The organism is Pseudomonas sp., assembly GCF_035277045.1.
Classification (GTDB): Bacteria; Pseudomonadota; Gammaproteobacteria; order Pseudomonadales; family Pseudomonadaceae; genus Aquipseudomonas.
In genome coordinates, this window is the sequence record NZ_DATELE010000297.1 from 1 (window position 1) to 2,561 (window position 2,561).

The following is a 2,561-nucleotide window of genomic DNA, read 5'->3' on the forward strand; positions in this document are numbered from 1 at the left end:
CGCCATCTACTGACGCCCCTTACCGAAACCTCAGCGTGGCACGCGCCCGATCGCGGGCCACCACCGATAGCCCTTGATGTGAGAAAGACAATGACCCAAACCATCATGAACTGGATCTGCGGCGCAGTTGCCGAGGCCACCAGCGGCCAGCAATCGCCGGTCTACAACCCGGCCACCGGCGTGCTCACCGGCCAGGTGCAACTGTCCGCGCAGCGCGACGTGGACGCCGCGGTGGCATCGGCCAAGGCTGCGTTCCCGGCCTGGAGCAACCTGTCGCCGCTGCGCCGTTCGCGGGTCCTGAACAAGTTTCTGGCGCTGCTCAACGAGCACCGTGACGACCTCGCGCGGCTGATCACCGCCGAGCACGGCAAGGTGTTCACCGATGCCCAGGGCGAAGTGATGCGCGGCATCGAGATCGTCGAGTTCGCCTGCGTCGCGCCGCAGCTGCTGAAAACCGATTTCACCGACCAGGTCAGCACCAACATCGACAACTGGACCTTGCGCCAGCCGTTGGGCGTGGTCACCGGCATCACCCCGTTCAACTTCCCGGTGATGGTGCCGATGTGGATGTTCCCGGTCGCGCTGGCCACCGGCAACACCTTCGTGCTCAAGCCGAGCCCGCTGGACCCGAGCCCGAGCCTGTTCATCGCCGAGCTGCTCAAGCAGGCTGGCCTGCCAGACGGCGTGTTCAACGTGGTGCAGGGCGACAAGGACGCGGTCAACGCACTGATCGAGCATCCGGATGTGCAGGCGGTCTCGTTCGTTGGCTCCACCCCCATCGCCAACCACATCTATGAAACCGGCGCCCGTCACGGCAAGCGCGTGCAGGCCCTGGGCGGTGCCAAGAATCACCTGGTGGTGATGCCTGACGCGGATATCGACCAGGTGGTCGACGCCCTGATCGGCGCGGCCTACGGCTCGGCCGGCGAACGTTGCATGGCCATCAGCGTGGCCGTGTTCGTCGGCGACGGCACGGCCGAGAAGGTCATGCCCAAGCTGATCGAGCGCACCCGTGACCTCAAAGTGCTCAATGGCACCAACCTTGAGGCCGAGATGGGCCCGATCGTCACCCGTGCCGCGCTGGAGCGCATCACCGGTTACATCGACCAGGGTGTGAAGGAGGGCGCCACGCTGCTGGTCGACGGCCGTGGCTTCAATGGCCAGACCGCTGGCGAAGGCTGCGGCGATGGCTTCTGGCTGGGCGGCACGCTCTTCGACAACGTCACCCCTGACATGCGCATCTACAAGGAAGAAATCTTCGGCCCGGTGCTGGCCTGCCTGCGGGTCAAGGACTTCGCAGAGGCGGTCGACCTGATCAACGCACACGAATTCGGCAACGGCGTGAGCCTGTATACCCGCGATGGCCACATCGCCCGTGAGTTCGGCCGTCGCATCCAGGTCGGCATGGTCGGCATCAATGTGCCAATCCCGGTACCGATGGCCTGGCATGGCTTCGGCGGCTGGAAAAAGAGCCTGTTCGGCGACATGCATGCCTACGGGGAGGAGGGCGTGCGCTTCTACACCAGGCAGAAGAGCATCATGCAACGCTGGCCCCAGGCAATCGCCAAGGGCGCGGAGTTCGCGATGCCGACCAGCCATTGATGGCTGCGGCTAGCTGACGGCAGAAGGCCCCGCCCACGCAGCGGGGCTTTTTGCATTCAGCGATTCGTTTCGATCAGCTGGGTGTTCTTGCCCGCCTGGATCGCGATCCAGAAGCGGGCGATGCCGCGGGTTGTGGTCGGTTTGATACCGGTCAGTTGTTCCACCAGCTTCAACCGGTAGACGAGGGTCTGGCGATGGATGCCCAGGTCGAAGGCGGTTGTCTTCCAGTTGCCATCGTTCTCGAGGAAAGTGGCCAGCGTCGGTAGCAGCGCCGCGCCCTGGACGCGGTCGTGCTCGATCAGCGGGCCCAGGTAGCGGCCTACCAGGGCGCGCGCCTCGGGCAGTGTCCTGGGTGCCATGATCAGCCCGGTGTGCGCCTCGCCATAGTGCAACACCGCCTTCTCGAGCTCTTGCGCCTGGGTCAGCGCGAGACGTGCCTGCCTGAAGCTTTCCCGAAGACCCGTGGCCGAGGCGATCGGCCCGCTGATCCCCATCATGGTTCCGGCGCCGAGGTTGCTGCGCAAGGCCTCGAAAAGGGCGGGCTCGTCCCGGCTGACCGCCAGCAACAGGCCCTTTTCGCTCAGCAACAAAGGGCCGGCCGAGTGCAGGGCAGGGGCGTGATGGATATCTTCCGCGCTCCATGGCCCGTTGGTACCTGGCAGGATCGCCAGGCTCACCAGCGTGCCGGCAAGCCCGTGACGCTCGAGCATGGGGCGCGCGAAGGTGAACTCGGTCGTACTGTCGATCATGTCGCGCAGCAAGGCCGCGCCTTCCTCTCGCTGCTGGTCGCGCTGGATCATCAGGCGCTCAAGCTCGACACCCAGCAGGCCGGCCAGCGAACGCACCAGCATGGAGTCATCGAGCGTTCGCCTGGCGTGGCTGGCGATGATCAGGTTGGCCCGGGCCCGGCCGCCGATCGGTATGCGTTCGACGTGATCCAGCTCGTGCGGCTCGGCGCT

Annotated in this window: 2 protein-coding genes; one reads left to right on the forward strand and one right to left on the reverse strand. The window is 65.6% G+C overall.

Annotated elements, in window-relative coordinates; genetic code table 11:
• Positions 1-90 precede the first annotated feature (90 nt).
• Positions 91-1,602, forward strand: a complete 1,512-nt coding sequence (locus tag VJS90_RS20255) for a CoA-acylating methylmalonate-semialdehyde dehydrogenase (protein WP_324123412.1) — start codon at positions 91-93, stop codon at positions 1,600-1,602.
• A gap of 56 nt (positions 1,603-1,658) precedes the next feature.
• On the opposite strand, the gene VJS90_RS20260 is transcribed toward VJS90_RS20255, so the two are convergent.
• On the reverse strand, positions 1,659-2,561 hold a 903-nt coding region (locus tag VJS90_RS20260; RefSeq protein ID WP_324123413.1), incomplete at its 5' end, for a PucR family transcriptional regulator.